The organism is Amycolatopsis sp. lyj-23 (assembly GCF_046549135.1).
Taxonomy (GTDB): Bacteria; Actinomycetota; Actinomycetes; order Mycobacteriales; family Pseudonocardiaceae; genus Amycolatopsis.
The window spans coordinates 153,662-177,235 of sequence record NZ_JAJPWN010000021.1 but is presented as its reverse complement, the minus strand read 5'-3'; the positions used below and the strand labels follow the sequence as shown (position 1 = coordinate 177,235).

The following is a 23,574-nucleotide window of genomic DNA, read 5'->3' as shown; positions in this document are numbered from 1 at the left end:
CTCACTCCTCCGGTTCCTCCGACGGCGCCGCTTCGGTGGGCACGGCCCCGTCCCGCACCCACTTGAGCTTGACCTCGAACTGGCCCTGCAGCCCGGTGCGTGCGATCACCGCCCCGGCCTGGGCGTCGAGCTTGACGCCGAACTTGAGCTCGACCTCGTCCGGCCCCAGGTCGCGGAACTGCGTCAGCGCGGCGGCCGCGGCTTCGCGGACCTCGCGCAGCGCGTGCTCGAAGGTCGTGGTCGCCTTGCGCAGCACGCCCGATGGCGCCGAGGCCTGTTCCAGGCCCGGTTCGCCTTCGACCTCGACGACCACCGAACCGCCGCCGGCCAGCGGGAACCGCACGAACTCCTGCACCGGATCTCCTTCACTGGTAGGGGCCCGCCGTCAGCACGGCAGGTCGAGCCACTGCTCCCGCGCGATGCCCAGGCGGACCTGCTCCAGCTGCCGGAGCAGGGCGGGCAGCCGGTCGGGACGGGCGAGGTACTCCAGCACCGCCTGGTAGAAGGCGCTGGTCATCGCCGACGGCATCAGGTCCGAGGCGTCGAAGCACAGGTCACCGCGGCCGGCCAGGGTCGCGGCGATCCGCCGGGTCACGTCGCTGCGGTAGACGTCCTGGCCGACGAGGCGCTGGTGCACCGAGAACGTCGTCCCGCCGGAGGGCCAGATGCGCTGGCCCTCCGCCCCGGCCAGGTAGGCCATCAGCCGCCGCGCGGCCGGGGTGTCGCGGAACATCCCGGCGAGGTCCGCCGACACCTCGGCCGGGCCGGCGCCACCCGAACCGGGGAACGGGAAGAACCGGAAGTCCCGGTCGGGGACCGGCGGACCGGCCGCCCGGCGGATCGCGGTGTACCCGCCGATCGCGAACGAGCCGAGGTGCTCCAGCGCGCAGCCGGGCGGGTCGGTGAACATGGCCCGGCCGGCGTCGGAGAACGACGTGAGCAGCGCCGCCGTGCTGCCGCCGCGGACCGCGCCGGGGGCCAGCACCAGCGTGCCCCAGCTGGTCCACGCGTCCACCACCGCCGCGTCGGTCCAGGCCAGCCGGCCCGCGGCCCAGCTGCTGTACACCCGTGGCCCGGCGCGGTGCAGCAGGATGTCCTCCAGCCAGTCGGTGCCGGGGAACCCCGAGTTCGGCGGGGCACCCATGCCGAGGCACCACGGCCGTTGCCCGGCCGCGGAAAGCCGTTGCGACGCCGCCACGAGTTCGTCCCAAGTGGACGGTATCGGCCCGGCGAACGTCTTGGGCGTGTACCAGACGACGCTCTTCAGGTCGGCCTTCACCACGACCGCGAGGACGGCGTCGCCGCCGAGTTGCTGCAGCCTGCGCCACTGCGTGCTGTAGGCCGCGGTGGCCTCCGTCCCGAGGACGGCGTCGAGCGGTTTGACCTCGCCGGAGCGCGCGTACCCGGCGAGTTCGGCCGGGTTCGACAGCACCGCGATGTCGGGCGGGGTGCCCTGCTGGAGGTCCCCGCGCAGCACCTGGTTCTGGGCGCGGGTGCCCTGGTAGCGCACGGGGATCCCGGTCGCCCGGACGAAGCCGTCGAGCACCCGCTGGAACGCCGCCTGCTCGTCGCCGGTCCACGGCCCCAGCACGGTCACCTCCTCCGCGCCGCTGCCGGCCGAACACCCGGACAGCAGGAGGACGACCGCCAGCACCCAGCCCGCACAGCGCTTCACGACGGCTGCCTCCCCGCGCGGAACCGGTATTCGTCGAGGCGGGGTTGCAGGCCGCCCACCACCAGGACGCCGATCCCGGCGGCCAGCACCGGGATCCCGTACCCGAGCACCCCGGTCCAGCCCGGTTCGGTGAGCCCCGGCCCCAGCAGCGCCACCTCGTCGACCGCACCCGGCGGCCCGGCCGGTGCGGCGGGCGGGGTGGCCGTCGCGGCGGCGAACGCGGCCACCGTGTCGCCGCAGGCGGCCGCTCCGCCCGGCCCGCACTGGGCGGCCAGGACGCGGGCGAGCGTCCACTGGGCCCGGCCGGCGGCGGCCGTGGTGGCGGCGGACCGCGTGGCCACGGTCCGTTCCAGCGCGGTCCCGCCGGCCCGCGCGTCGGCCTGGACGCCCAGCAGCAGCGCCGTTCCCGCGCCCAGCAGCACGCCCGCCGCCGTGGCCGCCAGCAGCGCGGTGTTGACCGTGCGCCGGAACCGACGGGTGAGGAACCGCTGGGTCCACGCCAGCGTGCCGAGCAGGACGACCAGCGGCAGCGCCCAGAGCAGCGTGATCGCGGGGTCCAGCCAGTCGGCGTCGAGCTGGTCGTCGAGCGCGGCGCGCTGGGCGGCTTCGAGCGCGTCGAGCCGCGCGAGGATGCCGTTCTCCGGCGCGGTGAGCAGGTCCGACGCCGACAGCAGGTCGCTCGCGGCGAGCGGGCCGCCGCCGTCCTCCCGGAAGTGGGCGTCGGCGTGGCCGATGAAGCCGTTGTACGCCGGCAGCAGCCCTTCGATCAGCCGCAGCGTCCGGCTGCCCGCCGCCCCGGCCGCGTTGTGCTCGGCGACCTGCGCGAGCTGCTGGCCGGCCCGGGCGATCTCGTCTTCGTACTGTTCGCTCGGGCCGGTCAGTTTCGCTTGCTCGTGCTCGAAAGCGGCCACCGCGGCGCCGTGCGCGGCGACGATCGCCTCCTTGGCCAGCGACACCTCGAGCACCGCGGGCGCGGTCCGCTCGCGCACCTCGGCGATGCTGGCCCGCACGCCGAGGAAGGTCGCCAGTGCCGTGCCCAGCACCACGACGCTGGCGGCCACCAGCCCGAGCCGCAGCCACCACAGGGTCTGCCGGGTGGTGCTCTTCGCGGTCACGAGGGCGCTCCGGTCTCGAACGGTTCACCACAGTGCCCGCACCGCTTCGCCGTCGGCCGCGCCTTGTGTCCACATCGGACACACTCGCGCGGGGCACCGGCGGCGGGCGGGGCGACGGCGGCGGGTTCTCCCGCACCGGTGTAGGTGGAGATCGTCGAGCCGAGCACCAGGGAGAAGCCGTCGCGCGGGCGCACGCCGTCCTTGATCGCGACCGTGCCGTCCTCGCGCACGTCGATCAACCGGCCCAGGCGCTTGAGGATCTCCGCGTTGCCCAGCTCGGTCGCCAGCCGGACGGCGGTACCCCATTCGCGCGCCGCCTCCGCGCGGTCGTCGCGCTCGAAGGCGTCCCAGCCCGCCCGCACCGCGCGGCCCAGCTCGGCCTGCCCGGTGACGCGGGCGACGTCGTCGTCCGGCACGCTGGAGAGCGCCAGGTCGTCGGTCAGGTACCCGACGATCGCGAGCTGTCCGGTGACGGCTTCGCTTGCGCCGGCGAAGAGGGTGGCGGTGCCCAGCAACCGGTCCTCGTAGCGCGTCAGCTGCGCGGTCTCGACGTCGAGGCAGAGGTGGTACTCGCGCTGCTCCTCGCCCCACGCCCCGGTGGGCAGCTCGATCGCGTGGCCCTCGACGTGGCACTGCGGGGTCAGCTCGACCTCGGTCGGGAAGACCTGCTTGACGAACCGCAAGCGGCTGTAGGGCAGGGTGGTCAGCCGCAGCCGGACGTCCGGCACGGTCCGGCCCATCGCCCGCTCGACCAGGTGCCGGAAGTCGCCGGCGAGCTCGGCGTCCTCCAGGACGGCGTCGGCGCTGCCGCGCAGGACCGACGCGATGCGCTGCAGGTCCCGCGGTTCCCAGTCGTCGCCGATGCCCCGCGCGTCACAGGCGAACTGCCCCCGGCAGCGGTCGAGCGCGGCCTCCAGCGCGCCCGCGCGGTCGGTTTCGTTCTTGCCGTCGGTGAGCAGCACGGCGTGCCGGATCGCGGCCGGGGTCCGCTCGAACAGGTCACGGGCCAGGTCCAGCCACGTGCTCATCGCCGTGCCACCGCCGGCGATCAGCCCGGACGCCGCGGCCTTGGCGTCGTGGCGGGTCCGCTCGCCGGCCACGGCCAGCGGCGGCTCGGCCGGGTAGACCAGCCGGGCGTGCTCGGTGCACTCGACCACCCCGAACAGCACGCCGTCCCGCAGCGAGCCGATGGCGGCCCGGCAGGCGTGCCGCGCGGCCTCGATCTTCGTCGGCGGCCAGTCCATCGAGCTGGAGCAGTCCACCAGGAGCAGTTCGGCGGTCGGCGGCGGCCCGGCCGCGGGTGCGACGGCGTCGCCCACCCGCACGGTGAGGACGACGTCCATCCGGTCGTCGTCCGGGGCCAGGTACTTCCGCTGGCTCAGCTGGAGGGCGAACGACGGTTCGGGCATCCGATCACCTTCTCGTCTTCGGCCGGACGGAGTTCGCGAGATCGACCAGCACGCCGTGGGAGGTGCGGTCGCGAGCCCGCTCGGCGAGCCGCCGCAGGGACTGCTCCAGCAGGGCCCGCAGGCCGCGTTCGGTGACGCGCCCGCCGAGCAGCGCGCCGCCGTCCCAGCCGTCGGGCCCGCCGTCGTCCCGGCCATCGGCACGGCCGAGCGCGGCCAGCGCGGCCTCGCGGACCAGCGCCTCCAGCCGGTCCTGGGCCTCCCGGTCGAGGTAGAGCTCGGGCAGCCGCCGGGCCGCGTCGGCGAAGTCGTCGCGGCTCGGCGCGCCGGACGGCAGGCGCCCGGCCCGGATGCGGACGGCGGCGATCCGCGCGGCGTCGTAGTGGCGCGAGATCGGCGGGACCGCGTCGAGCAGCGCGACGGCGGCGTCCCGGTGGTGGGTCCGCAGGTGGCCGCGGGCCAGGCCGAAGGCGGCGCTGACCTGGGCGTGGTCGCGGTGCCAGACCGAGCGGTAGCAGCGCTGCGCCTGCTCGGTCTTCCCGCGCAGCTCGGCGCAGAACCCCAGGGCCAGCTTCGGCGCGAGCTCGCCGGGCCAGCTGCGGTGCACGCGGTCGAAGGCGGTCGTGGCCTGCTCGGCGTCGTCGCGGGCCAGCGCCAGCAGCCCGTGGTGCCAGGCCGCCCGCCAGTCGCGCGCGGCCTCGGCGCCGAGCTGCTCTTCGGCGTCCGCCAAGGCGGCGGCCGCGGCGCCGGCGTCGCCGAGCGCGACCAGCGCCCGCGTGCGGGCGAAGGCGATCTCGACCGAGCGCTCGCCGAACATCGCCAGCTTGTCCAGCCAGCGGTGCGGCCCGGGCGCACCCGCGGCGGCGATGAACCCGGCCGCGGCGTCGTCGGGAGCCACCCGCGGGATCGGCAGCCGTCCGGCACCGTCGGCGGCCCCGGGCAGGCCGAGGTCCAGCCCGGCCGTGCGGTCGCCGGTGACCCAGTGGTCGAGGCCGGGTACCGCGCCGAGGCCGTCGTCGAGCAGTTCCGCGGTGTCCTCGAACAGCGCCGACGGTGCCGGCCGCGGCCGTTCGTCGCGCAGCGAAAGGATTTCCCGGCGCACCCCGTCGAGCTGCTCGGCCATTTCGGCCGCCGTGGCGAACCGCCGCTCGAACGGGTCGACCGCGCGTTCGAGCACGCGGTGCAGCGAGTCCAGGCCGCCGGCGACGCGGTCCGGGTCGGCGTCTTCGCCCGCGGCTTCGAGCAGCACCTGCAGCGTCCGGCCGACCGTGTGCAGGTCCGAGCGCACGGTCAGGCCGTACCGGGCCAGCTCGTGCGCCGGGGCCTGGAACCCTTCGGTGCCGACGCTCGGCCCGGTCGCGCCCTCGATCGGGCGCGCCGCCCCGAGGTCGATCACCTTGACGCGCTTGTCGCCGTGGATCACGTTTTCCGGCTTCATGTCGCAGTAGAGCAGGCCTTCGCCGTGCAGGTAGTCGAGCGCGCCGAGGATCGCCCGCCCGTAGACGATCACGTGCTCGACCCGCGGCGGCGGCCCTTCCTTGAGCAGGTCACGCAGCGACCGCCCGCCGACGTACTCCATCACCAGGTAGGTGTCCGGTTCGCCGCCACCGGGCGGCACGTGCTCGACGAAGTCGCTGACGCGCACGATGTTCGGGTGGTCGAGCCGGACGAGCACATCGCGCTCGACCCGCGCCATCGCCCGCAGCACGGCGTTGCCGCTGTTGATCACGCCCTTGAGGGCGACGTGCTGGCCGGCGAGCGCGGTGTCGGCGGCGAGGTACACCCAGCCGAGCCCGCCGCGGGCGAAGCAGCCGAGGACGTCGTAGCGGTCGCCGACCCGCTCACCGCGGTGCAGCTTGGGCAGGAAGGAAAAGCGCTCGCCGCAGTTCTCGCAGTACCCTTCGGCGAACGCCGGTTCGCCGGCGTAGGCCCGGCCGACGGGTTCCCCGCAGTGGCCGCAGAACCGGTGCTGCTCGGGGTAGTCCGGGTCGGCCAGGACGAGCTTCTCCGGGTCCGGCACCTCGATGGCGGGCAGCGACTGGAAGTCCGCCTCGCCGCTCCAGAGCTCGACACTGCGCCGGGTGCTTTCGGGGGGTGCGACCGGCGCCGCGGCGGCCACCCGGCGGCGGCCGCACACCTCGCAGAACCCGATCGGCCCGACCGGCCGCCCGTGGCACCACACCGCCCCCGTCGTCACACACCCTCCAACCGGCGACGAACCCCACGCACGTACCGCTCAACCAATCCCGCCGCCACCTCCGGCTCATCCCGCCGGTCGATCAACACCGCCATCGCCAGACGGCCGCACACCACTCCCGTCGTCACACACCCTCCAACCGGCGACGAACCCCACGCACGTACCGCTCAACCAACCCCGCCGCCACCTCCGGCTCATCCGGCCGGTGGGTCAGCGCCGCCATCGCCGGGCGGTACAGCCCGGCCAGCTCTTCGTCCTCCATCAGGCCCGCGTCGGTCGCTTTGGCGTTGTAGCCGCGCAGCCGTCCGAGCAGCTCGTCGTGCCGGGCGGCCAGCGCGTCGAGCTCGGCGTACCGCCGCACCAGCGCCCACCGGGCCGCTTCGGCGTCCCGTTCGGTCGCCGCCAGTGCCCGTCGCACGCGGCCCGGTTCGATCCGCTCGCCCGCCGAGCGCAGCGCGCCCAGCCGCAGCCGCAGGTCGGCGGAGCCGGCGGGCACCGCCGTGCGCGAACCGAGCCGGGCGGCCCGCTCCCGCGTGCGGTCCTCCTCGTGCTCCACCATGTCGACCAGCAGCGCGAGCCGGTCGAGGCGCCGCGCGTTCCGCTCGGCCTCCCAGCGCCGGGCCAGCCGCACGCCCGGCGAGTCGGGGCCGCTGAACTGGACCAGGACGGTGGCGCCCTTGTCCACCAGCGGCCGCACCACGTCGGTGAGCACTTCCTCCGGCGCCCGCGCGTCTTCGACGCCGGTCACCGCCACGGCGACGTCCTCCGGATTGGTCTCCAGCACGGTGACGACCTCCCCGCTGCTGATGCCGGCGCTGACGTGCTCGGCCACTTCGCCGGCGGTCTTGCCGGTCGCGTCGACGATCGCGGCGAGCCGCTCGGCGGTGCGCCGTGACCCCCGGCGCTCGCGCCGCACCTGCGCCAGGAAACCCTCCCGGACGGCCGAGTCGCGGTCGCCGATCACGACGATCAGCGGGCCGGCCGACGGCCGCGGCGGCTCGCCCACCCACCGGCCGACGTCCGGCACGTGCCGGACGATCACCTCGACCGGGATGAGGTAGGCGAGCCCGGCCCGTTCGTCGGTGTATTCGGTGACGACCATGCCGAGCACCGCGCCGGTCGCCTTGTCGATCACGCCGGCGCCGCTGAACCCGCGCCGCACCCGCTCGCCGGGCAGCGGCGAATTGAGCTGGATCCACTCCCCGCCCGCGCCCGCCGGGCCGGCCAATTCGGCGTTGTTGACCCAAACGCCGTAGCGGTGCGGAGCCGGGAAGCCGTAGGTGTGGACCACCCGGTCGCGGACGGCACCGAGGCGCACCAGCGGCGCACCGGGCACGTGGGCGAACGCTTCGGCGAGGTCGAGCAGGGCGATGTCGCCCCGGCCGTCGTCCGACGGCGGCACCCAGCAGCCGGGCCGCACGGAGGCGAGGGTCTCCGGCATGCCGTCCAAGCCGACGAACCGCACGTGCAGGTGCGCGCCCGAAAGCGCTTCCTCCCCCGCGGCCTGCACCACGTGCGCGCAGGTGAGGACCGTGGATTCGCCCAGCAGCATCCCGGCGCCCAGTGCCCGGCCCGACGAGTCCACCAAGCACACTCGCCACGGCTCCGGATCCCCCGCGTGCCCCTCGGCAGAACCGTTGTGCTCCCTCACCGGGTGCGACCTTACGACCCGGCACCGGCACTCCGGGCCGGGTTCGCCCGCTTGACCCGGCAGATCACCCGATCGGCCGCCGGACCCGCCGCCGCCGTGGAAAACTCACGAACCCGCGCCGGCGCCCGGTAAGCCGTGTCAGGCGATCGAGCGCAGCCGGCGGAGGGCGAAGAACACCAGCGCCGCCGCCAGGAGCACGAAGATCCCGCTTTCGATGCCCTGGAAGAGCCAGAACCGGTCCCCTGGCTGGTACTGGACCCAGTTGCGGGCCCCGGGGCCGGCCACGGCGTCGAAGCAACCGCCGGAGGGGCACGGGCCGAGCTGGGCGTTCGGCAGCACCAGCTCGCCGGCGGCGTTGCGGACGCCGAGGTCCAGCACCCAGTTGCCCGCCGCCGGGTTCGGCGTCTGCCCTCCGCCCGGGGTGAACGTGAGGCTCTGCGCGGGCAGGTACCGCGGCCGGGCCAGCACCTCGATCGCGACGCGGACCGCAGCGAACCCGAGCAGGGCGAGCCCCATGGCGGGCAGCACTTTCGGCCAGTACGTCCCGGCGAAGACGCCCAGCGCGAGCGCGAAGAGCGTGTACGCGACCGGGACGATCCCCTGGACGTCGAACGACAGGTAGTTCAGCCGGCCGGCGCTCGCGCCGACCAGCGGCTCGAACCACCACGACACGCCCAGCGCGTACCCGACCGCCAGCACCGCGGTCAGCGCCCCGGTCAGGCCGAACTTGGCCAGCGCCCACTGCAGGCGGGTCACCCCCTGCGTCCACACCAGACGGTGGGTGCCCTGCTCGACCTCGCGGGCGACGAGCGGCGCGCCGAAGAACACGCCGACCAGCAGCGGCAGGACGACGAACAGGACGGCGACGAACACCAGGCCGCCGAACTCCTGCTGGAACTGCTGGCCGAGGTTCTCGCAGCGCGAAACCGCCTCGGTCTGCGTGACCAGCGACGCGCTGCCGAGCGCGGCCCGGCACGGGCCGAGGCCGACGTCGTCGTATTTCGTGTGCATCGCCAGGCCCGTCGGCACCATGATCGCGGCGAGCGCGGCCAGCGCGGCGAGGGTGAACAGCGCCTGCTTGCGGTGCTGCCGCCAGACCAGCCAGATCATGCGGGCACCTCCCAGGCGGACGCCGGGACGCGCGCTCCGGCTTCGGCGAGGTGGCCCAGCACCACGTCTTCCAGGGTCACTCCGTGCTCGGTCCACAGTGGATCGATCGGGCCGCCGCCGCGGCGGACCAGCAGCGTCGACTGGCGTTCGGTGTGGCTGACCCGGACCACCTCGTCGACCCCGGCGATGGACTCGCTCCCGGCGCGCGGCCCGACGAGCGTGCGGTGGCCCTCGATCAGCTCGTCGACCGCGCCGGCCAGCCGGACGCGGGACCGCTGCAGGACGATCACGTGGTCGCAGCTGCGTTCGAGGTCGGCGAGCAGGTGCGAGGACAGCAGGACGGTCGTCCCGCTCTCGGCGACGGCACCCATCAGCGTCTGCATGAACTCGCGGCGGGCGAGCGGGTCGAGGCTGGCGATGGGCTCGTCGAGCAGCAGCAGCCGTGGCCGCTTGGCCAGCGCGAGCGCCAGGGCGACCTGGGCGCGCTGGCCGCCGGACAGCTCGCCGACCGGCTTGTCCGGCGGGACGCCGAGCGCGGCGAGCCGCTCGCGGGCCAGCGCGGTGTCCCAGCGGCGGCGGTTCAGCTTGGCGCCCATGGTGACCAGCTCGGCCGCGGTGAAGTCGCGGTAGAGCGGGGTGTCCTGGGCGACGAACCCGATGTCCGCGAGCGCCGACCGCGGCTCCCGCCCGAAGACGCGCACCTGTCCCTCGTCGGGTTTCAGCAGGCCGACGGCGAGGTGCAGCAGCGTCGTCTTGCCCGCGCCGTTCGGGCCGACCAGCGCGGCGATCCGCCCGGCAGGCACCTCCAGCGCGCAGCCGCGCAACGCCCAGGTGCGCCCGTAGCGCTTGCCGAGCGCCCGGGCTTCCACCGCCAGTTCCATTCCGGACTCCCTACGACAGGTCGTGCGGCACCCGGGTGCCGCGGATCGTGGTCTCGATCAGGGCGGCGATGTCGTCGGGCGACATCCCCGCGGATTCGGCGCGCGCCAGCCAGGCCACCAGTTCGTCGCGCAGCTGCGCCTGGTGGCCCAGCGAGGGCCCGGCCAGGCTGCCGGTGACGAACGTGCCCACCCCCGGGCGGCCTTCGGCCAGCCCCTCCAGCACCAGCTCGCGGTAGGCCTTCAGCACGGTGTTCGGGTTGATCGCCAGCGCCTCGGCCACGTCCCGCACCTTCGGCAGCTGGTCGCCGGGCCGCAGCAGGCCGACGCGCAGCGCCTGCTTCACCTGGACGACGAGCTGCATGTACGTGGCCACCCGGGAACGGCCGTCGAGGACGAACTCGATCACCTGCCCACCCTCCTATTGTCTTACGACATTAAGACAACACCTCACGGCGAGGACCTGTCAAGGCATAGGGTTCCGGTCGACGGACGCACACGGCACCGGGAGGCAGGCATGTCGTTGTTGGACGAGCTCGGCAAGGCGATCGCGGGCGGCACGGTCGAGATCGTCGACCTCACCGCTCCGCTCAGCTCGAGCACGCCGATCCTGCAGCTGCCGGAACCCTTCGCCAACACGATCCCCTTCCGGCTGGAGGAGATCAGCCGCTACGACGAGCGCGGCCCGCGGTGGTACTGGAACGACGTCCACACCGGCGAGCACACCGGCACCCACCTCGACGTCCCGGTGCACTGGGTGTCCGGGAAGGACGGTCACGACGTCTCGCGGGTGCCGCTGAAGACGCTGGTGGCGCCCGCGGTCGTGCTCGACTTCTCCGCGCGGGCGGCCGGGAACCCGGACTTCCTGCTTTCGGTTGCCGACGTCCGCGCCTGGACGGCCGAGCACGGCCCGCTGCCCGACGGCGGCTGGCTGCTCTACCGCACGGGCTGGGACGCCCGCAGCGCCGACCAGGCGGCCTTCCTCAACGCCGACGAAACGGGCTCGCACACCCCCGGCGTCTCCCCCGACTGCGCGCGGTGGCTCGCCGAGGAGACACCGATCACCGGGCTCGGCGTCGAAACGGTCGGCACCGACGCCGGGCAGGCGCCCGGTCTCGAGCCGATGTTCCCCTGCCACGAGCTGTTGCTGGGCGCCGGGAAGCACGGCCTGACGCAGCTGCAGAACCTCGCGTCGCTGCCGCCGACCGGCGTGCTGCTGCTGGTCTCGCCGCTGCCGATCGTCGGCGGTTCGGGCAGCCCGGCCCGCGTGCTGGCCCTGGTGGAGCGGTGAACGTCGCCGAGCTGGTCGGCCGGACGCTGGCCGGCCTCGGTGTCGGCACGGCGTTCGGCGTGGTGGGCAGCGGCAACTTCGAGGTGACCAACGCGCTGCGCGCGGGCGGCACCCGGTTCGTCGCGGCCCGCCACGAGGGCGGCGCGGCGAGCATGGCCGACGCGTACGCCCGGATGAGCGGGCAAGTGCCGGTGCTGTCGCTGCACCAGGGCTGCGGCCTGACCAACGCCGTCACCGGGATCACCGAGGCGGCGAAGAGCCGGACGCCGCTGCTGGTGCTGACCGCGGACTCCGCAGGAGCGTCGGTGCTGTCGAACTTCCGCATCGACCAGGACGGCCTGGCCGCGGCGGTCGGCGCGGTGCCCGAGCGCGTGCATTCGGCCGCGACCGCGGTGGCCGACACCGTGCGCGCGTTCCGGACGGCCCGTCAGCAACGCCGCACGGTGGTGCTCAACCTGCCGCTCGACGTCCAGGCCCAGCCGGCCCCGCCGGAGGTACCCCTGCCGGACGTCCCGGGGCCGGCACCGGTGCGTCCGGACGCCGCTTCGGTGGCGGCGCTGGCCGGCCTGCTGGCGGCCGCCGAGCGGCCGGTGTTCATCGCCGGCCGCGGCGCCCGCTCGAGCCGCGAACCGTTGCGGCAGCTGGCCGCGCGGTGCGGCGCCCTGCTGGCGACGTCCGCGGTCGCGCACGGCCTGTTCCACGACGACCCGTTCGCGCTGGGCATCTCGGGCGGCTTCGCGTCCCCCGTGGCGGCCGAGCTGATCGTGGGCGCCGACCTGGTCGTGGGCTGGGGCTGCGCGCTGAACACGTGGACGACCCGCCACGGCAAGCTCCTCAGCCCGCACGCGAAGCTGGTCCAGGTCGACGTCGAGCAGGCGGCACTGGGCGCGCACCGCCCGATCGACCTCGGCGTGGTCGGCGACGTCGGGTGCACCGCCACCGACGTCCTCGCTTCGGTCGGGGAGCACGGGGGCTACCGAACGGACGAGGTGGCGGCCCGGATCGCCGCGGGCAACTGGACCGACGTCGAGCACGAGGACCTCTCCGGCGAGGGCCGGATCGACCCGCGCACGCTGAGCAGGCTGCTGGACGGGCTGCTGCCGGCCGAGCGGATCGTCTCGATCGATTCGGGCAACTTCATGGGCTACCCGAGCGCGTACCTGTCGGTGCCGGACGAGCAGGGGTTCTGCTTCACGCAGGCGTTCCAGAGCATCGGCCTGGGTCTCGCTACGGCGATCGGAGCGGCCCTGGCCCGCCCGGACCGCCTGCCGGTGCTGGGCACGGGCGACGGCGGGTTCCACATGGCACTGTCCGAACTGGACACAGCGGTCCGCCTGGGCCTGCCACTGGTGGTGATCGTCTACAACGACGCGGCGTATGGCGCGGAGGTCCACCACTTCGGCGACGCGGACATGACGACGGTCCGCTTCCCGGATTCCGACTTGGCGGCCATCGCCCGCGGCTTCGGCTGCACGGGCGTCACGGTGCGATCGCCTTCGGACCTCCCGGCGGTGCAGGACTGGCTCACGGGCCCGCGTTCGGCACCACTGGTGATCGACGCCAAGATCGCCGACGACGGCGGCTCGTGGTGGCTGGCGGAGGCGTTCCGCCACTGATCTTCGGTTCCTTGACAAGCTCCCGGGTCAGTTGTCTTACTGTCGTAGTACAGTGTGTAAACTATCCGAGGAGCTTCTGTGCGACTCTTCCTGGCCGTATTGGCGGCCGCGACGCTGCTGGTGTCACCGGCGGACGCGGCCCAGCAGCGTCCCGACCCGGCGGCCGCGCTGCTGGCGGCGTTCGACAGCCACGCGATAGTGGCGAAGTCCAGCCCGGACGTGGGAACGTTCGTGTTCGACTTGATCCGCGACCCGAGGTTCCCGGCCCGGGTGAACGACATAGCGGTGGAGTGCGGCAACGCCCGCCTCCAGCCACTGCTGGACGCGTACACCACCGGGGCGGCGGTCCCCGACATCAGCCGCGTGTGGCGCGACACGACCCAGCCGAGCTGCGGGTTCTCGACGTTCTACGAGCAGTTGTTCGCGTTGGTCCGTCAGGTGAACACGACACTGCCGGCCGCGCGCAAGATCCGGGTGCTGGCCACGGATCCCCCGGTGGACTGGAGCCGGGTCCACGCACCGGCGGACCTGGAGCCGTTCCTGGACCGCGACGCGTCGATCGTCTCGGTGGTGAAGACGCAGGTGCTGCAGCGGAACCGCAAGGCGTTGCTGCTGTTCGGTCTGGGCCATCTGACCCACGACGGCGGTAGCGGCGCAGTGGCGCAACTGGAGCGTTCGTACCCCGGGGCGGCGTATGTGATCGCGGACCACCGGGGGTTCACTGTGGACAACGCCGGGTTGGAGCGGCAGTTGGGTGTGTGGCCGGCTTTGGTGCCGCTGCGGGGTTCCTGGCTGGGAGCGTTGGAGACGACGTATTTCCCGGTGAACCGCGACTACCCGCCGGGAACGCGCGGGTATCCCGGGGTGGACGCGTACCTGTACGAGGGCCCGGCGGATTTGTTGCTGCGAGAGCCGTTGTCGGCTCGAGCGGTGTTGGATGACGGGTATCTAGCCGAACTCCGCCGCCGGGCGGCGGCGATCGATGCGCCACCGGATTCGATCGAGTGGCCGGAGACGTTCTTCGCCCGGGAGCGCGCTTCGGGAGTCCTGCTGCGCGGCTAGGTTGTGCGGCTGCCCGGTGAGCTCCGGGTTCGACGCTCACCGGGCGGACGCTGCGCCGGCGTCACGACCTCCACGGCTAACGCGACCAGGATTCCAACGCGATCAACGTCTTCGTCCCCGTCACCTGGTGGTGGCGGCGGATCTCGTCGATCGTCTTCTGCAGGTGGGCCATGTCCCTCACCCGCAGCCACACCAGCGCGTCCGGGTCGCCCGCGATCGTGAACACCGCCTGGGCCTCCGGCATCCGGGTGGTCGTCCGGAGGATCTCGTCGACCTTCGCGTTGCCGACGAACCTCAGCTCGGTGAACGCCTCGATCCCCCAGCCCAGCTTCGCGTGGTCGACCTGGATCGTGAAGCCGGTGATCACCCCGCTCTCCCGCAGCCGGTCGATGCGGCGCTTGACCGCCGCCGTGGAGAGCGTGACGCGGGACGCTATGTCGGACAGCGTGCGGCGGGCGTCTTCGCGCAGCAGGCCGAGGATCTCGTGGTCCGTGGCGTCCAGCAGCTCTTCGGGCATGCGGCGGAGCCTACACGCAAAAATCGGCGCCCAGAGACATCAGAACCTACCGAAGTTTGCGTTCAGCCCCTCGAAACACACCCGCCTGTTGCGTCACTGTGGTCCACGTCGCATCGTGCCCCAAACACAGAGAGGAGCCCGACCGTGGAGACGTTCACGCTGGAAGACCGCTACCTGGGGGAGGCGGGGACCGTGCACCTGACCGGGGTGCAGGCCCTGGTCCGGCTGCTGTTCGACCGCGTCCGCCACGACCGGGCGCGCGGTGGCGATCCCGCCGTGTTCGTCTCCGGCTACGAGGGCTCGCCGCTGGCCGGGTACGACCTCGAACTCGGGCGCCGCTCGGCCCTGCTCGAGAAGCACGACGTCGTCCACCGGCCCGGGCTGAACGAAGAGCTCGCCGCGACGTCGGTCATGGGCAGCCAGCTCGTCGCCGGCGCCGGTGGACGCCGGGGGGTCACCGGCTTCTGGTACGGCAAGGCGCCCGGCCTCGACCGCGCCACCGATGCCATCCGGCACGCGAACCTGGCCGGTACCGACCCGCGCGGCGGCGCCGTCGCGCTCGTCGGCGACGACCCCAACGCGAAGTCCTCCACCGTCCCCTGCGCGTCCGAACTCGCCCTCGCCGACCTGGCCATCCCCGTCCTCTTCCCCGCCGACGCCCAGGACGTCCTCGGCCTCGGCATGCACGCCGTCGAACTGTCGCGGGCCAGCGGGCTGTGGACGTCGCTGAAGATCGTCGCCAACGTCGCCGACGCGTCCGGCACCGCCACGGTCAGTCCACAGTGGAGTGCACCCGAGGTCCCGGGCGGGTACCGCCACACGCCGACGTCCCGCCTGCTCGGGGCCGGCCTGGCCGAGCTGGAGCGCAGCCTCTTCACCGTCCGGCTGCCGCTCGTCCTCGACTACCTGCGCGCGAGCGACGTCAACCGGATCACCCGGCGCGGCCCGGCCGACCGGATCGGCATCGTCTCCGCCGGGAAGTCCTTTTTGGACCTCCAGCAGGCCCTGCGCACCCTGGGCCTCGACGAGGAAGACCACGGCATCCGCATCCTCAAGCTCGGCGCCATCCACCCCGTCGAGCCCACGATCGGCCGCGAGTTCGCCGACGGCCTCGACGAGATCGTCGTCGTCGAGGAGAAGCGGGCGTTCATCGAAACCGCGCTCAAGGAGCTCCTCTACGGCGTTCCCGGCGCACCGCGGATCATCGGCAAGAAGGACCACCACGGCCGGACGCTGTTCACCGAACTCGGCGAACTGGACCCGGACGGCATCGCCGCCGGGCTCGCCGGAATCCTGCCGCCGGGCATCCCCTCGGTCGACGCCTACCGGGGACGGCGCCGTCGCGAGCGCATCGCCGTCCCGCTGCTCGCGCGGACGCCGTACTTCTGCTCCGGCTGCCCGCACAACTCCTCGACGAAGGTCGCGGAAGGCACGCTGGTCGGCGCCGGCATCGGCTGCCACACCATGGCCCTGTTCATGGAGCCCGACCAGGTCGGCACCGTCCTCGGCCTGACGCAGATGGGCGGCGAAGGCACGCAGTGGATCGGCATGGCGCCGTTCGTCGACGCTGAGCACTTCGTCCAGAACATCGGCGACGGCACCTTCACCCACTCCGGCAGCCTCGCCGTGCGCGCGGCGGTCGCCGCCGGGGTCAACATCACCTACAAGCTGCTCTACAACTCCGCGGTGGCGATGACCGGTGGCCAGGACGCCGTCGGCGGCCTGCCCGTCGAAAAGATCGCCCAGCTGCTGCTCCTGGAGGGCGCGAAACGGGTCGTCATCACCAGTGACGCGCCCCGGAAGCACCGGAAGCCGCCCGCGGGTGTCGAGGTCCGCGACCGCACCGAACTCCTGCGCACGCAGGAGGAACTGGCCGCGGTCAAGGGCGTCACCGTGCTGATCCACGAGCAGGAGTGCGCCGCCGAGAAGCGCCGGAAACGCCGTCGCGGCAAGCAGACCGCGCCCGCCACGCGCGTGGTGATCAACGAGCGCGTCTGCGAAGGCTGCGGCGACTGCGGCACCAAGTCCAACTGCCTGTCGGTGCAGCCGGTGGACACGGAGTTCGGCCGCAAGACCGCGATCCACCAGTCTTCGTGCAACGTCGACTACTCCTGCCTGGCCGGCGACTGCCCGTCGTTCGTCACCGTCGTGCCGACCGGCCGGAAGAACCGCCGGACGGCCGCCGAACTGGCCGCCGACGCGGTGCCGGCGCCGGACTTCGCCGCGACGGACTTCACCGTGCGGATCACCGGGATCGGCGGCACCGGCGTCGTCACCGTGACGCAGATCCTCGCCACCGCCGCGGTCCTCGACGGCCGGCACGTCCGCACGCTCGACCAGACCGGGCTCGCGCAGAAGGGCGGCGCGGTCGTCTCCGACCTCAAGGTGACGGCGGAACCGGTCGAACAGGCCCCGAAGCTCGCCGCCGGCGAGTGCGACCTCTACCTGGCCTGCGACGCGCTGGTCGGGGCGGACGCGGCGAACCTCGGCGTCGCCGACCCGGCCCGCACCGTCGCCGTCGTCTCGACGACCGAGGTGCCGACCGGCCGGATGGTCGTCGACACGACGGTGTCCTTCCCGGACCCCGCCAGCGTCCTGGCTCCGCTGGAAGCCGCGGCGGCGCGCACGGTTTCGCTGGACGCGCGCGGCCTGGCCGAGGAGTTCTTCGACGACGACCAGTACGCCAACGTCCTGCAGCTCGGCACGGCCTACCAGACCGGCGCGATCCCGCTGCCCGCGTCGGTGATCGAGCGCGCCATCGAGCTGAACGGCACGCAGGTCGCGGCGAACCTGCAGGCGTTCCGCCGCGGCCGCCTGCTCGTGGCCGAGCCTCCGGCGGAAGCGCCGCGGCCAGTGCAGGCCGCGAAGCCGACAGCGGCGCGAAAGCTGGTGCACGCCGAACCCGGCTCCGAACTGGCGCGGCTGCTCGACATCCGGATCCCGGAGCTGATCGCCTACCAGGACAAGGCTTACGCGCGTGCGTACGCGGAGTTCGTCGAGCGGGTGCGGGTGCTGGAGGACGGGCCGACGGAGATCACCGAAGCCGTCGCGAAGCACCTGTACAAGCTGATGGCGTACAAGGACGAGTACGAGGTCGCCCGGCTGTCGCTGGACCCGGCGTTCACCGACGGCCTGGCAGCGCAGTTCGGCGTGGGCACGAAGTACGCCTACCGGCTGCACCCGCCGGTGCTGCGGGCGCTCGGCCTGCGGCGCAAGATCAGTCTCGGGCCGTGGTTCCGCCCGGTGTTCCGGCTCTTGCACGCGCTGCGGCGGCTGCGCGGCACCCGCTGGGACCCGTTCGGCCGCGCGGAGGTGCGCAAGGTCGAGCGCCGGCTGATCGAGGACTACCGCGACGTCGTCCTGCGGGCGTTCGAAACCCACGACCGGGCGCGGGTGCTGGCCCTGGCCGAGCTGCCCGACCTCGTCCGCGGCTACGAAGACGTCAAGCTGGCCAACGTGGCCCGCTACCGCGAGCGGCAGGCCGAGGTCCTCACGCCCGCAGGTAGCTGAGCATCGCCCGGCCGCCGTCGGGGACGCGCAGCTTCGTGCTGACGTCCCCGGCGTGCTGCCGCGCCGCGGCGGTGCCGATGCCGAGCAGCCGCCCGATCGCGGGCACCGAATGGCCTTCGGCCAGCAACGCCACGACTTCGCGCTCGCGGGGGGTCAGCGTCGCCACCGGGTCGTCGGGCCGGGGCCGGGCGAGCTGGACCGCCACGACGTCCCGGTCCAGGACCGTGCCGCCGGCGGCGACGCGCCGGAGGGTGTCGAGGAACTCGCCGGGCTTGCCGACGCGCTCCTTGAGCAGGTACCCGGCTCCTCCGCCGCCGCCCACGGCCAGGAGGTCGCCGGCGTAGCCGTCTTCGACGAACGCCGACAGCGCGAGGATCGCCAGGCCGGGGACGCGGCGCCGGGCTTCGAGGGCGGCCTGGAGCCCTTCGTCGGTGAACGTCGGTGGCATCCGGACGTCGACAACGGCCAGGTCCGGCTCCGCGGCCTCGACCGACGTCACCAGGTCGTCGGGACGGTCGACGGCGGCGACGACCTCGAACCCCTCGCTGCGCAGGAGCAGCACCAGCCCTTCGCGCAGCAGAGCGTCGTCCTCCGCGATCACGATCCGCACGGCGGCTGCCTCCTCGCGTCCACGTCACCCCCTGCCTGGAGGCACGGACGCGCGGGCGGAAGCGTTCAGCTCTGGCCGGACCAGCCGCTCAACCGGGTCAGCAGGCGCTCCAGGACCTGCGGGTCCGCGGCCACCGGGTCGCCCGAGACGGGCTCGTCGACGAGCGTCCGGCGCTCCTGGCGCCGCGGCAGGCGCACCTGCCGCGCGGTCATCCCGCCCGGCAGCGGCAGTTCGCACCAGGTGGTGCGGCCGCCGCCGTCGGCGGGCGAGACGCCCAGCCGCTCGCCGGGTCGCGCCGGGGTGTCCGGCCGGCCGGGCACGTCGTCGTCGACCTCGATCGAGAGCACCTCGGCGCGCAGCCGCAGCCGCAGCGTGACGAAGGCGGGCGCCTTCGGGTCGCTGGCGTCGACCACCGCTCCGACCAGGCGTTTCGCGGTGGCGGTCACCTGCTCCAGCATCGGCATCAGGGACCAGTCGGTGAGGATCAGGCGGACGAACAGCTCGGTGACCGGCAGCGCGCTGGGCTGCGCGACGAGCCGGATGTCGTCCATCTGGGAGGTGTGCGCGCTCAAACCCGACCTTCCTCGCCCGGGTGCGGCAGGTGCCGCACGTCAGTCCGCCCGCGCGGCACGGTACCGCCCGGGCCGGGCGGTACCGCCGTCGGGTGGGGGCGAGCCGGTCAGACCCGGGCCGGGGCCCAGAGCTCGTCGATCGCGCGTTCCGCCGAGGCGAGGCTCTCCTCGGCGAGCGGGATGAGCTCCGCCAGCGCCGGGCGCACCGGCGCCAGCGTCAGTTCCGCGGTGATGAAGCGCGGCTCGAGCCCGGTGAGCGAGACGCCGTGGGGCAGCCACTGCTCGGCGTGGTCCCAGCCCTCGCGGGGCGTGCCTGCGCCGTACCCGCCGCCCCGGCTGGCCAGCACGACGAACTCGCGGCCGCCCAGCAGGCCGGTGTTGGTCTCGGGGTCGATCGACAGCCCCGGCGCGATGAGGTGGTCGACCCAGGCCTTGACGCTGCTCGGCGGCCCGAAGTTGTACAGCGGCAGGCCGAGCAGCACGGTGTCGGCCGCCTTGACCTCCTCGACGAGCTGGACGATCCGCGCCCAGGCCGCCGCCTGCTCGGGCGTGTGCTGTCCGGGCGGCACCTGGGCGGCCAGCCCGCCGGCCGCGTCGGCGTGCGGGATCGGGTGCGCACCGAGGTCGCGGTAGGTGATCGTGCCGTCCGGGTGCGCGGACCGCCACGCCGCCGCGGCTCGCGCGCTGAGCCGCCGGCTCACCGAGGCGTCGCCCTGGATGCTCGAGTCGATGTGCAGGAGATGAGCCATGTCGTTAGCCGTCCATAGATCGTTGGTGTAGGACGAACTATTGATATCACATGGACCGTCCAGGTGCCCATATACTGGGCGCATGAGCTCGCTCCCGGTGGTCAACCAGCCACCGCACCGCTGCGGCGCGCTGGTCGACCACCTCGCGCGCCGCCTGCGGTTGCGCAGCGAGTCGGTGCTGGCCCCGCTCGGCCTGCGGCCGCGCCACCTGATCCCCCTCACGGTGCTGCGCGACCGCGGCGGCAGCTCGCAGCAGGAGCTGGCGAAGATCCTGGAGATGGACAGTACGAACGTGGTCACCCTGCTCAACGAGCTGGAGACGGAGAACCTGATCGAGCGGCGCCGGTCCCCCGAGGACCGCCGCCGTCACCTGGTCGAGCTGACCGACGTGGGCGCGAAGCTGCTGGCCCGCGCGGAGTTCGCCCTGACCGCGGTCGAGGACGAGGTGTTCAGCGGGCTGAGCGACGAGCAGCGCGAGACGCTCTACACGCTGTTGCAGCAGGCCACGAGAAAGACGGCCGGGGAGGCCTGCCGGGAAGTCGGGCCCTGCTGAAGCGTCAGGCGCCGGTGATCTCCTGTACGAGCTGCTGCGCGCCCGGGCCGGGGGACGTCACCTTGATCCGCAGCATCCCGTCGGCGATGGTCGAGTAGATCGCCGCCGTGCCGAGCACCCGGCTCTTCAAGACCACCGCGAGCCGCTTGCCGATGTGGTGACCGGTCCACTCCGCCCAGGTCGCCGTCCCGGCTTCGGTGAAGCTGAAGGTGATGACGGAACCACCCGTCAGCGGATCGACGCCCGCCTCCACCGAGTCCACTTCCGCACCGCTGAGGAAACCGGGGCCGAGCACGTACCGGATACCTCGCGTGCGGTCGCAGCCGACCAGCGGCAGCGCCGGGTCGTCGCGGCCGTCGAGCTCGTCCGGCTGCTCCGGCACGCACGGCAGCGCTCGCGCGGCGGCGTCCTGGGTGGCGGGGTCCGTGCCCTGCCGCTGTCCCGGCGGCCCGGCCGCGGGCCCGGCGGGCAGCTCGCTCAGGACCGGCCGGAACCGCAGGTGCGTCCCGTCCTTCACCGGCACACCGGCCTGGCACCCGGCAACGGCGACGAGAACGGCGCTGGCCGCGAAAAAGGTCCGCACGCGGTCATCCTGGCGTGCGCGCCCCGGGCGGGTCGAGCGTTTCGGGCGGGAACAGGCGCGGCATGAACGCCAGCATCAGCGCCGACCACACCACGTGCGTCAGCACCGGCGCCTGGACTCCGCCGGATCGGCCGCGCTGCCACGCGAACACCGTCCCCATCACCGCCGACGCCAGCACCAGCGCCGGGTTCCGGGTCGCCGTCGTGGACAGCACGTACACCGCCGTCGACGTCCTCGGTCCGGTCGCGTCGTAGAGCGCGCCGCGGAAGAACACTTCCTCCGCCGCGCCCGTGAGCAACGCCGTCGCCGCCACCGAGACCGTCGAACCGCGGTGGGCGTGGGTCAGCACTCCGGCGATCGCCCGGCGCAGCGGCGGGATGCGGCGGGCCACCAGCGCGCAGCCGTAGAACACGCCGAACGCGCCCGCGCCCGCCACCGCCGGCTGAACGACGTCCCGGCGGCCACGGGGCACCGGGCCGGCCGCCTGGGCGCCGGCGAGCCACGTCGCCGCGACCGACGCCGTGAGCACGTGGAACCGGCGGGAACCGGGGCGGCTCGCCAGTGACGCGCCGAGCAGGCCGGATCCGGCGGCGGTCACCGCCGCGAGGAACGGCTTCACGCGGGACGCCTGCTCTTCGCCCGTTCGCCCAAGGCCTGCAGCACGGCTTCGTCGTACCCCAGCGGCTCGAACTCGACGATCCGGCGGATGGCGTCGTCGCGGACGACGACCTCGTTGGTCATCGAGTCGATCAGCGCCCGCCCGGTCGTGAGGTCGATGTCCGTGACGAGCGAAAGCCAGTACGACGACAGGCGCGGGGACAGCAGCGGCACCGGCAGGATCACCAGCGGCCTGCCCTCGATCGCCGCCACGCGCAGCAGCATGTCGCGGTAGGCCAGCACTTCCGGGCCGCCGATGTCGAACGTCCGCCCGGCGGCCTCCGGGTGGTCGAGGACGCCGACCAGGTAGCGGACGACGTCGGCGACCGCGATCGGCTGGGTGCGGGTCTTGACCCAGCGCGGGGTGATCATCGCCGGCAGGTGCTCGACCAGCTGCCGCGTCAGCTCCCACGACGTCCCGCCGTGGCCGATCACGATCCCGGCGCGCAGCACCGTCACCGGCACGCCGGTCTCGCCCAGCAGCCGCTCGACCTCGCGGCGGCTGGCCAGGTGTTCCGACAGCGCATCTTCGTCGTCCCCGAGGCCGCCGAGGTAGACGATCCGGCGCAGGCCCGCGCCCTCGGCGGCCCGGGCGAACGCGCGCGCGGCGTCGGCGTCGCGGCGCTTGAAGTCCACACTGTCGAGTGAATGCACGAGGTAGTACGCGGCTTCGACGCCCTTGAGCGCGTCCCGCAGGGAACCCACGTCGGCGACGTCGCCGCGGACGGCCTTCCCGGCGCCGCGGTACTTCGCGGGGTGGCGGGTCATCGCGAGGACCTCGTGCCCGGCCGCCTCGAGCGCCGGGCACAACCGGCTGCCGACGAACCCCGACGCCCCGGCCACCAGCACTCGCATGCCTGCGACGTTAGCCGGGACGGTCTTCGCGCGCAGATCGTCCGCCGCCGGCGAAGCAGACCGCGGCCACGACACCCGCGCACCCGGCCAGCTGCGCCCACCCGGGCGCCTCGCCGAGCAGGCCGATGCCGAGCAGCACCGCACCGACCGGTTGCAGCAGCATCAGCGTCGCCCCCGTGGTGGCGGACATCCGGGGCAGCGCCGCGGAGATCAGCAGCCAGCCCGCCAGCTGGCCGACGCCGGCGAGCGCGACCAGCCAGCCGAACGCGGACCAGCCGGGCGTCAGGTCGAGCGTGCCGGTCGGGACGCCGAGCACGACGGCGACCACGCCGGCGGACACCGTGGCCAGCACCAGCGAGTGCGCCTGCGTCCCCGTGCCGCCGCTGAGCCGGATCAGGAAGAGGTAACCGGCGTACCCGGCGCCGGCGAGCAGGGCCGCGACCGCGCCGGTCACCGGGTCCGGGCCGAACGAACCGGTGCCGGCGAACCCGCCGGCCAGCACGATCCCGCCCAGCAGCACCGGCACCGCGAGGAGGAACCGCTTCGACGGCCGCTCGGCCAGGAAGGCGAACGCCAGCAGCGGCACGATCACCACCTGCACGGCGAGGAGGACGGTCGCGATGCCGGCCCCCACCCGCGGGATCGCCTCGCCCCACAGCACGAAGTCGAGGCCGAGCCCGGTTCCGGCGAGCAGGGGGAAGAGCACGCGGCGGCGCGGCGCCGGGCCGGCCTTCCGCCGTTCGCGCCCGGCCAGCAGGAGCAGCACCGGACACGCGAGCAGGCAGCGCCAGAACGCGCTCGTGCTGCCGCTGACGTGCGAAACCTTGATGAAGACCGACGACAGCGAGATGCAGAAGCTGCCGAGCGCGGCCAGCAGCCGCGGGTCGAAGCGGTGGGTGAACGCCGGCACGGGCCGGGACGCGGTCGTGGTCACGCCTCCAGCCTGCGGGCGGCGACTGTCAACGAC

At 73.7% G+C, this 23,574-nt stretch carries 22 protein-coding genes; 5 read left to right on the top strand and 17 right to left on the bottom strand.

What is annotated here, in order from left to right:
* Window position 1 precedes the first annotated feature (1 nt).
* The 9 genes from ACLJPY_RS41535 to ACLJPY_RS41495 form a co-directional block, all read right to left on the bottom strand.
* Entirely contained in the window at window positions 2-355 is a 354-nt protein-coding gene (locus ACLJPY_RS41535; RefSeq protein WP_410596462.1) for a CU044_2847 family protein, read from the bottom strand.
* A gap of 30 nt (window positions 356-385) precedes the next feature.
* Window positions 386-1,675 carry an ABC transporter substrate-binding protein gene (locus ACLJPY_RS41530; protein WP_410596461.1) on the bottom strand — a complete coding sequence of 430 codons (1,290 nt, stop codon included), beginning with the start codon at window positions 1,673-1,675 and terminating at the stop codon, window positions 386-388.
* Window positions 1,672-2,790, bottom strand: a complete 1,119-nt coding sequence (locus ACLJPY_RS41525) for a hypothetical protein (protein ID WP_410596460.1) — start codon at window positions 2,788-2,790, stop codon at window positions 1,672-1,674. Before ACLJPY_RS41525 ends, ACLJPY_RS41530 begins: the two co-directional genes overlap by 4 nt.
* Entirely contained in the window at window positions 2,787-4,199 is a 1,413-nt protein-coding gene (locus ACLJPY_RS41520) for a VWA domain-containing protein (protein WP_410596459.1), read from the bottom strand. Before ACLJPY_RS41520 ends, ACLJPY_RS41525 begins: the two co-directional genes overlap by 4 nt.
* A 4-nt stretch (window positions 4,200-4,203) precedes the next feature.
* Entirely contained in the window at window positions 4,204-6,393 is a 2,190-nt protein-coding gene (locus ACLJPY_RS41515; RefSeq protein WP_410596458.1) for a tetratricopeptide repeat protein, read from the bottom strand.
* A 124-nt stretch (window positions 6,394-6,517) separates the two neighbouring features.
* Window positions 6,518-8,044: a trypsin-like peptidase domain-containing protein gene (locus ACLJPY_RS41510; protein WP_410596457.1), complete on the bottom strand. Its 1,527-nt coding sequence runs from the start codon at window positions 8,042-8,044 to the stop codon at window positions 6,518-6,520.
* 138 nt (window positions 8,045-8,182) lie between these two features.
* Window positions 8,183-9,154 carry a transporter gene (locus ACLJPY_RS41505; RefSeq protein WP_410596456.1) on the bottom strand — a complete coding sequence of 324 codons (972 nt, stop codon included), beginning with the start codon at window positions 9,152-9,154 and terminating at the stop codon, window positions 8,183-8,185.
* Entirely contained in the window at window positions 9,151-10,035 is an 885-nt protein-coding gene (locus tag ACLJPY_RS41500; protein ID WP_410596455.1) for an ABC transporter ATP-binding protein, read from the bottom strand. The genes ACLJPY_RS41505 and ACLJPY_RS41500 overlap by 4 nt, the downstream gene beginning before the upstream one ends.
* A 10-nt stretch (window positions 10,036-10,045) precedes the next feature.
* Window positions 10,046-10,441 carry a GntR family transcriptional regulator gene (locus ACLJPY_RS41495; RefSeq protein ID WP_410596454.1) on the bottom strand — a complete coding sequence of 132 codons (396 nt, stop codon included), beginning with the start codon at window positions 10,439-10,441 and terminating at the stop codon, window positions 10,046-10,048.
* A 108-nt stretch (window positions 10,442-10,549) separates the two neighbouring features.
* Here ACLJPY_RS41495 and ACLJPY_RS41490 point away from each other — a divergent pair, with 108 nt between their 5' ends.
* From ACLJPY_RS41490 to ACLJPY_RS41480, 3 genes are all read left to right on the top strand, one after another.
* Window positions 10,550-11,323: a cyclase family protein gene (locus tag ACLJPY_RS41490; protein ID WP_410596453.1), complete on the top strand. Its 774-nt coding sequence runs from the start codon at window positions 10,550-10,552 to the stop codon at window positions 11,321-11,323.
* The gene (locus ACLJPY_RS41485) at window positions 11,320-12,939 is read left to right on the top strand and encodes a thiamine pyrophosphate-binding protein (protein WP_410596452.1); all 1,620 of its coding nucleotides are present in this window, start codon (window positions 11,320-11,322) and stop codon (window positions 12,937-12,939) included. The genes ACLJPY_RS41490 and ACLJPY_RS41485 overlap by 4 nt, the downstream gene beginning before the upstream one ends.
* 78 nt (window positions 12,940-13,017) lie before the next feature.
* A complete protein-coding gene (locus ACLJPY_RS41480; RefSeq protein ID WP_410596451.1) occupies window positions 13,018-14,001 on the top strand; it encodes a hypothetical protein in 984 nt (327 codons plus the stop codon).
* A gap of 76 nt (window positions 14,002-14,077) precedes the next feature.
* Here the strand turns inward: ACLJPY_RS41480 and ACLJPY_RS41475 are convergent, their stop codons facing one another.
* Window positions 14,078-14,518: an Lrp/AsnC family transcriptional regulator gene (locus tag ACLJPY_RS41475; RefSeq protein WP_410596450.1), complete on the bottom strand. Its 441-nt coding sequence runs from the start codon at window positions 14,516-14,518 to the stop codon at window positions 14,078-14,080.
* A 144-nt stretch (window positions 14,519-14,662) separates the two neighbouring features.
* On the opposite strand from ACLJPY_RS41475, the gene ACLJPY_RS41470 reads away from it, so the two are divergent.
* Window positions 14,663-18,028, top strand: a complete 3,366-nt coding sequence (locus ACLJPY_RS41470) for an indolepyruvate ferredoxin oxidoreductase family protein (protein WP_410596449.1) — start codon at window positions 14,663-14,665, stop codon at window positions 18,026-18,028.
* Here ACLJPY_RS41470 and ACLJPY_RS41465 read toward each other — a convergent pair.
* From ACLJPY_RS41465 to ACLJPY_RS41455, 3 genes are all read right to left on the bottom strand, one after another.
* A complete protein-coding gene (locus ACLJPY_RS41465; protein WP_410596448.1) occupies window positions 18,009-18,638 on the bottom strand; it encodes a response regulator in 630 nt (209 codons plus the stop codon). The two genes, ACLJPY_RS41470 and ACLJPY_RS41465, sit on opposite strands and share 20 nt — an antisense overlap.
* Before the next feature lie 65 nt (window positions 18,639-18,703).
* Window positions 18,704-19,210, bottom strand: coding sequence for an ATP-binding protein (locus ACLJPY_RS41460; protein ID WP_410596447.1), 507 nt, complete (start codon window positions 19,208-19,210; stop codon window positions 18,704-18,706).
* A gap of 107 nt (window positions 19,211-19,317) precedes the next feature.
* Window positions 19,318-19,959 carry an FMN-dependent NADH-azoreductase gene (locus ACLJPY_RS41455; RefSeq protein WP_410596446.1) on the bottom strand — a complete coding sequence of 214 codons (642 nt, stop codon included), beginning with the start codon at window positions 19,957-19,959 and terminating at the stop codon, window positions 19,318-19,320.
* Window positions 19,960-20,041: 82 nt separating this feature from the next.
* Here ACLJPY_RS41455 and ACLJPY_RS41450 point away from each other — a divergent pair, with 82 nt between their 5' ends.
* A complete protein-coding gene (locus ACLJPY_RS41450) occupies window positions 20,042-20,512 on the top strand; it encodes a MarR family winged helix-turn-helix transcriptional regulator (protein WP_410596445.1) in 471 nt (156 codons plus the stop codon).
* Between the two features lie 4 nt (window positions 20,513-20,516).
* Here the strand turns inward: ACLJPY_RS41450 and ACLJPY_RS41445 are convergent, their stop codons facing one another.
* Genes ACLJPY_RS41445 through ACLJPY_RS41430 form a run of 4 tightly spaced genes read right to left on the bottom strand, consistent with a single transcriptional unit; the run spans window position 20,517 to window position 23,541 of the window.
* Window positions 20,517-21,095 carry a SecDF P1 head subdomain-containing protein gene (locus ACLJPY_RS41445; protein WP_410596444.1) on the bottom strand — a complete coding sequence of 193 codons (579 nt, stop codon included), beginning with the start codon at window positions 21,093-21,095 and terminating at the stop codon, window positions 20,517-20,519.
* A gap of 4 nt (window positions 21,096-21,099) precedes the next feature.
* Window positions 21,100-21,714, bottom strand: a complete 615-nt coding sequence (locus tag ACLJPY_RS41440; protein WP_410596443.1) for a CPBP family intramembrane glutamic endopeptidase — start codon at window positions 21,712-21,714, stop codon at window positions 21,100-21,102.
* Window positions 21,711-22,607 carry an NAD(P)H-binding protein gene (locus ACLJPY_RS41435; RefSeq protein ID WP_410596442.1) on the bottom strand — a complete coding sequence of 299 codons (897 nt, stop codon included), beginning with the start codon at window positions 22,605-22,607 and terminating at the stop codon, window positions 21,711-21,713. The genes ACLJPY_RS41440 and ACLJPY_RS41435 overlap by 4 nt, the downstream gene beginning before the upstream one ends.
* Window positions 22,608-22,617: 10 nt before the next feature.
* The gene (locus tag ACLJPY_RS41430; protein WP_410596441.1) at window positions 22,618-23,541 is read right to left on the bottom strand and encodes a DMT family transporter; all 924 of its coding nucleotides are present in this window, start codon (window positions 23,539-23,541) and stop codon (window positions 22,618-22,620) included.
* Window positions 23,542-23,574 lie beyond the last annotated feature (33 nt).

Coding starts and splice junctions, on each gene's coding strand:
- ACLJPY_RS41520 (WP_410596459.1), bottom strand. CDS start 4,199: ATGCCCGAACCGTCGTTCGCCCTCCAGCTGAGCCAGCGGAAGTACCTG.
- ACLJPY_RS41505 (WP_410596456.1), bottom strand. CDS start 9,154: ATGATCTGGCTGGTCTGGCGGCAGCACCGCAAGCAGGCGCTGTTCACC.
- ACLJPY_RS41500 (WP_410596455.1), bottom strand. CDS start 10,035: ATGGAACTGGCGGTGGAAGCCCGGGCGCTCGGCAAGCGCTACGGGCGC.
- ACLJPY_RS41490 (WP_410596453.1), top strand. CDS start 10,550: ATGTCGTTGTTGGACGAGCTCGGCAAGGCGATCGCGGGCGGCACGGTC.
- ACLJPY_RS41475 (WP_410596450.1), bottom strand. CDS start 14,518: ATGCCCGAAGAGCTGCTGGACGCCACGGACCACGAGATCCTCGGCCTG.
- ACLJPY_RS41455 (WP_410596446.1), bottom strand. CDS start 19,959: ATGGCTCATCTCCTGCACATCGACTCGAGCATCCAGGGCGACGCCTCG.
- ACLJPY_RS41450 (WP_410596445.1), top strand. CDS start 20,042: ATGAGCTCGCTCCCGGTGGTCAACCAGCCACCGCACCGCTGCGGCGCG.
- ACLJPY_RS41435 (WP_410596442.1), bottom strand. CDS start 22,607: ATGCGAGTGCTGGTGGCCGGGGCGTCGGGGTTCGTCGGCAGCCGGTTG.